Raw genomic sequence first — 5,631 nt, 5'->3', positions numbered from 1 at the left:
TAGAGCACCTCTTCCAGGCCGGTCTCGATGCGGGCGACGCTGCGCGTGATCTTGCGGGTGACAAAGGTCTCGCCGCGGATCGGGCTCTCATGGTTGAACAGGATGCCGTTCGAGGCATAGATGCCATAGGCCTCGCGGTAATTGACCGTGATCCAGTAGCCGTAGAGCTTGGCGACGCCGTAGGGCGAACGCGGGTAGAACGGCGTGGATTCCTTCTGCGGCACCTCCTGGACCAGGCCGTAGAGTTCCGAGGTCGAGGCCTGATAGAACCGCGTCGCCTTTTCCCTGCCGAGGATGCGGATCGCCTCCAGAAGCCGCAGCACGCCGATGGCGTCGGCATTGGCGGTGTATTCCGGGCTCTCAAAGCTGACGCCGACATGGCTTTGGGCGGCGAGGTTGTAGATCTCGGTCGGCCTGATCTGCTGCATCAGCCGGATCAGGTTGGTCGAATCCGTCATGTCGCCGTACTGCAGCAGGAACGGCACGTTGCGGGCATGCGGGTCCTGGTAGAGGTGATCGATCCGCGCCGTGTTGAACGAGGACGACCGCCGCTTGATGCCGTGGACCTCATAGCCGAGGCCAAGCAGATATTCGGCCAAATAGGCGCCATCCTGGCCGGTGACGCCGGTGATCAGCGCCACGCGCCGCTGTGAATCCTGAGCCGCCATTCTCTCTCCGGTTACGCGCAAGGGAAGGCTGTCATTTGCGAAGTCCAACTGAAGTCGATTCAAATCAGGCGGTTAGGCCGCAGAGTCAGCATCGGCCCGGGCAATGAATGCTGGAGCCCGCCCTTTGCCTTGTGCTGTGGGGCGATGGTGACGAGCTACTTCGCATTCGGCAGCAATGACATGGTACGACGCGCCTGTTGAAGAGCCTGAGATACGCCGGCGACCGCATCCTAAAAAGCCACGACTTTATCGAGAGGCGCGCATAATCATCTGTTTATCGTCACGCCGGCGCATGCACTATATATACATTGATTTACATTGCGCAGGGAGGGCGCGCGTGTAATCGAGAATTCAAGGACAAAGTTCAACGGACCTCCGCGAGGCCCTGTAAGTAGGCAGCTGCCGAGCGCTCCAGAAGTTCTCGACAGGACTGCTGTCTAAGCTTCGGCAGGCCTTCTCTAAGAGATCGCATATTTCCATGGAACCCACATCTTCCTTAACAGTACATCAGCAGATTGTTTCTCGTCTTCAAAAGCCGGATCCCGTTATCTTGGACATCGGCTGCAACGACGGAACCGATGCGAGAGTTTCTCGAGCTCTGCCCGCAGGCTCAGCTCTACTGCTTTGAGCCAGATCCCCGAGCGGCTGCTCGCTTCAAGAAAAACATGGATCTGTACCTCGACAAGATTAGCTATTTGAGATCGCGGTCAGTGACCGAAATGGCATGATCGATTTCCATCCAGGCAATGGAAATGGAGATGCGAAGGAATGGGACCTCTCTGGCTCGATACGGCGACCCAAGAATCATCTCGTGGAATATGACTGGGTTCGGTTTGATCATCCCATCTCAGTTGAAACTCGACGGTTGGATGACTGGTGCAGTGAGGCGAACCTAAAATGCATCGATTTCATCTGGATGGACGTGCAGGGAGCCGAGTCCGATGTGATCGCTGGCGGCAGGAATACCTTGAGCAACACGCGCTTCGTCTACACGGAATACAGCGACCAGGAGCTCTATGAAGGGCAGCAGTCCCTGCAAGCCATTCTTGGCTTGTTACCTTCGTTCGAAGTCGTGACCCAGTATCCCCACGGAGTCGAGGGTGATGTCTTGCTTAGGAACACGAGCCTGTAGAAGGGGCTGTGAGCGCGTGTACAAGGCCGCCGAAGAGGTAATCGGCCTCGGCCAATATGGGCGGACGCCTGACCGTACTTACCTGCAGCTCGGTCGGCGAGCAGGATCACGACGAAGGGGATGAACAGACCTGATCGAGAGATGGACGCCTCGGTCCGGCGATGAACCCTCACTCGCCTGCGATCAGCTCTTCGATAAGAACTCGCAAGTACCCAAATCCCGAAAAGCCGCAAGCCCAACAAAACAGCTTGAATCTAACGTGGCGTCAGGTTGTAGGTTTGAAAAAATGCTGACAAAATCCATCATCAGCAACTCAAATTTGAGTGCCACGTAACGTTCGCATTGAGAGATTCGTGTCTTCGCGAGCATCCTCGTGACGCTTTCATTCGGTGTGCGTTTCGAGAGGCTGAGTCACTTCGCGTGATGGCAGGTCGAAACAGATCGGAGTCAAGGAAAGATCTACAAATCCAAGAGGGCTCGTAAGAGGGCTCGTAGTGGTGCGACGTGGGAGGTAGATCAGTCCGTGCAAGCGCTTCGGACGGCCGGTCACCCTTAGGCAGAATCACCCATGTGGGTGAGGCGTGCGCCGCACTGGCTGGGCCGCGTGGCACGTTGCGATCTTCTTAGCCGATCTTGATATGCAGGTGGCGAGGGCGCCGTATTCTTTAGGAAGTGCGGTATCGCTGCGAAGGAGCTGAACTACTGTGATGCTTGCTGCCTTCTCCTCGTTTCGTGGAGCATGTTGGGAAACCTCAGTCCGCTGCTCACCGGGGGCCGGCGGTTGCGCCGGCATGGTCATCATGTTCGTGTAATTGCGGACCCCCGCCATGCGTGCAGAAGTCGACATCGCCGCTTTCGAGTTCGTGTCACGGCGAAGCGCCCGAATCGGTGAGGCTGCGGATCCGGCAGACGTCTCGAACTTCCGAGATCGTATGCGCAGGGTCGTCTTTGAGCCTTACTCTGCTTACCGCAGCCCGAGAAGTAGAGTCTAGAAGTCGACGGAAGCTGTCTCGCACCCAAGTTTCCTGAGCCCGCATGATGTGACCGTCGTGGCAACACAGGCGCGGAGGCGGAGCGGCTTTGGCCGGTCTTTCAACGGCGACCACAACTTCGCCGACAGGCGAGCCAACATTCAGAAAGGAAGCATGTCTTGACTCAGGCCGAAAAAGACGTGGTCGAGCACGTGCTCGCATCATTAGCGATCAGCTCGCTGCAAAGTGGCATTGCACCCACCAACGAACAGGTTGCGCATCATTTTGAGCTATCATGCGAGGAGGTTGGACTTGTCGTCACGCTTGAATCTGCGACCCGAATCTTCAATTGCGTCGCACGTGAGATCCACAAGGCGCAGTCGGTGCTCGAGTTCACCGGTCGCGCCACGGATCAAATGCAGTGAGCGAACGGAATGGAGCTCCTCGCACGTGCGCGCAGCACAAAGTCGCCCTCGTTGGTCCGGCATCATAATGGAGGGTAGGACCGACAGGTTAGGTTCCACATAGACTGCATAATTCTGCTCGACGTCCACAAGCAGGGTACCAATCCGCCCCGACCTCTGCCTCACCGGAATTGTTGAAGGCCGTACCCGTCCACTCTGAGCACTCTGCGACAGCCCCGACAACGGTGATGCAATTCGGCCAGCCAGGTGTGGCGCGAGGGCTGTCGATCTCGAAAGCGGGTCGCGTCAACGCAGAGCTCGTCCGATGCACTCTCGATCGGTCCGATCCTGCCGTCGAAATATCGAGCGTCGCAGAGCATGACTTCGTCTCGGACGCTGCGGGCCTTGAGTGGCCTGCGATCTCAGGCTAGCTAACGTAAAGCGAGCTCAGATCTGCAGCTTCACACTTTTCCAGAACAAAGGTTCGCCCAACCTATGAAAACGCTAACGACGTTAGGGGCTGCTATCGGCGCAGCTTTGGCACATGACATCAGCTTTTCCGGCGGATCGATATGTGACCCGGTCCCCCTCCCATTTCCGGCCGAAGACGACATGTTGGGGAACGTCTCGCTTCGTCGTCGGCGTGAGTTCGCCTGGGGACGGCATCACGCTCATGAGGTCTTGCGTAAATTGGGTTTCGCTCCTGTTCCGATTTTGTCGAGAGTGGATCGGGCTCCTCTTTGGCCTTCGGGAGTCGTCGGCAGCATTTCCCACTCTTCATCTGATTGCGGAGCTGTTGCCGGAAAGTCCAACACTGTGCTCGCTCTGGGGTTGGACATTGAAGATCAAGAACCGCTCGGAGCGGACCTTTTGCCGCTCGTGTGCACCTCCGAGGAAATCGAGCGTAAGGAGTGGTCCAGCAGTCGCTTCGGCCCGAAATTATTCTTCGCAATAAAGGAAGCCGTATACAAATCATATGCGCCGGCAACTGGTGAATTCTTGGATTTTCAAGATGTCAGTGTCAGGACGAATGACCAGAGCGGGGTCTTCGAGGCTGAGATTGTCAACCCGGAAAAGCCTCCTAGTTTCGGCAGTCGAACCATAAATGGGATCTATCGCCCATTTGTTGGAGGAATTCTAGCACTAGCCGTGCGATTTCGAGGCGCGTGATGCATCTCGTCAGCTGAATGCTGGAAGGCCAAACGAGACCTCATCGAGGTTGCCTTGCAATTGAAGAATAATCTTCTGTTCTACTAGCGAGTGGGCGCTTTGACTCCGATAAGAAGCTTAATGTGTATGACTCCGTAGCGCCCCGCTGCCCTCTCCGCGATCCGACCAAACAAGGTCCTTCACCGAGCCCTTTCTGATCGAACATGAGCTGAGATGCCGGTCATCATGTGGGTCTCTCAATCAAGAAACCGCGAAAAGGGAGCGCCTAATAGGTCACGACTAGCTACCGTTATCCGAGTTTCGCGCGATGATGCCCACGTTCGCAATAGCGATGGCGCCGTTAGAGCCAACATCGAACAAGCTATGTAACTGCCGGATACCCATCGTCGTGAGAGCGACGGCGCAAGCAACAGCCAAGCCAGAGATGATCGAGGCGGTCGGCGCCCGTCGGTTTTCCGAGTCGCAATTCGCCTTGGCCTGCGCGCGCGCTTCCGTACGAAAGCAAAGGCGCCTCTTGTCTAGAAGCCGCCAAGCTGTTGCGAATGCGACATCGCGAGCAAAAAAACAGCCAATTTGCGGTTGCGTCGTAGTGGCTCAAATCCTGCACCGCGCCAGGTGGCAGTAGCGCCAAGCCGGTCGCAGAAGTCCGAAGTTGCAATTGAAGAGGAATCGCGAGCTGCGGAGCATTGGGAGCTTTTTGGTTTCTAAGCCTCTCAACGAATTTCCGCTGTGCTTCGTTACGCTTGCGGACCGGTGCTGTTCGCACGGCTCTCGACATAGGTGTAATGATGAAATCCGCGTCTAGTGAGAACGAATCGATCAAGACCGTCGCCCCTGAGAGCCAATCGAGGGTCAACGCCATTCTGACGACGGCTTTTACAATGTGCCCCTTATCGAGGTGGCTCTATCCGGAGCCGGAGCGCTACTAGCGCCATTTCAGCGGGTTCATCGAGCATTACTGCGGCGATCCATACACCAATCGAAGCGGCGCATATTTCGATAACGGCGACAAAGGCGCGCTTCTGTGGCAGACCGACAAAATGCATCGGGACGACGCGCGGATGATGAAGTTCTGCTCGGGAGCGTTCCAGAGTACAGGCGAGCGGAAACCGAAAGGGTATTCGAACAGTTCGGCAAATATCATCCGCAGAAGCCGTTTTGGCATTTTCACCATGCTGGGCATCGATCCCATGCACCTGCGATCTAAGCTGGGGGACCGTCTGTTCCGGTTGCGTATTCCGACGATCGCGACCACCCGCTACGACGGATTGTGACCACCCATTCCG

3 protein-coding genes and 2 pseudogenes are annotated in these 5,631 nt (G+C 56.6%); 4 read left to right on the top strand and 1 reads right to left on the bottom strand.

Going from position 1 to position 5,631, the window contains the following annotated elements; translation table 11 throughout:
• Positions 1-587, bottom strand: a pseudogene (locus tag CP49_RS47125) (GDP-mannose 4,6-dehydratase); the annotation flags it as partial.
• 559 nt (positions 588-1,146) lie between these two features.
• On the opposite strand from CP49_RS47125, the pseudogene CP49_RS10730 reads away from it, so the two are divergent.
• The 4 genes and pseudogenes from CP49_RS10730 to CP49_RS44500 all read left to right on the top strand — a co-directional run bounded on the left by CP49_RS10730 (position 1,147) and on the right by CP49_RS44500 (position 5,619).
• A pseudogene (locus CP49_RS10730) lies at positions 1,147-1,800 on the top strand (FkbM family methyltransferase).
• 1,150 nt (positions 1,801-2,950) lie between these two features.
• Positions 2,951-3,196, top strand: coding sequence for a hypothetical protein (locus CP49_RS10725; RefSeq protein ID WP_057850236.1), 246 nt, complete (start codon positions 2,951-2,953; stop codon positions 3,194-3,196).
• A 474-nt stretch (positions 3,197-3,670) separates the two neighbouring features.
• Positions 3,671-4,345 (top strand): 4'-phosphopantetheinyl transferase family protein, encoded by a 675-nt coding sequence (locus tag CP49_RS49195; RefSeq protein ID WP_082645955.1) that lies wholly within the window; start codon positions 3,671-3,673, stop codon positions 4,343-4,345.
• Positions 4,346-5,385: 1,040 nt separating this feature from the next.
• Positions 5,386-5,619 (top strand): hypothetical protein, encoded by a 234-nt coding sequence (locus tag CP49_RS44500; RefSeq protein WP_156438269.1) that lies wholly within the window; start codon positions 5,386-5,388, stop codon positions 5,617-5,619.
• Positions 5,620-5,631 lie beyond the last annotated feature (12 nt).

Origin of the sequence: Bradyrhizobium valentinum, from assembly GCF_001440405.1 — a bacterium.
Taxonomy (GTDB): Bacteria; Pseudomonadota; Alphaproteobacteria; order Rhizobiales; family Xanthobacteraceae; genus Bradyrhizobium; species Bradyrhizobium valentinum.
The sequence above is the reverse complement of the archived record's forward strand: the minus strand, read 5'-3'. Positions and strand labels throughout refer to the sequence as shown.

Excerpts from the sequence above, each read along its gene's own strand:
- CP49_RS49195 (WP_082645955.1), top strand. The coding sequence starts at position 3,671 with ATGAAAACGCTAACGACGTTAGGGGCTGCTATCGGCGCAGCTTTGGCA.
- CP49_RS44500 (WP_156438269.1), top strand. The coding sequence starts at position 5,386 with ATGCATCGGGACGACGCGCGGATGATGAAGTTCTGCTCGGGAGCGTTC.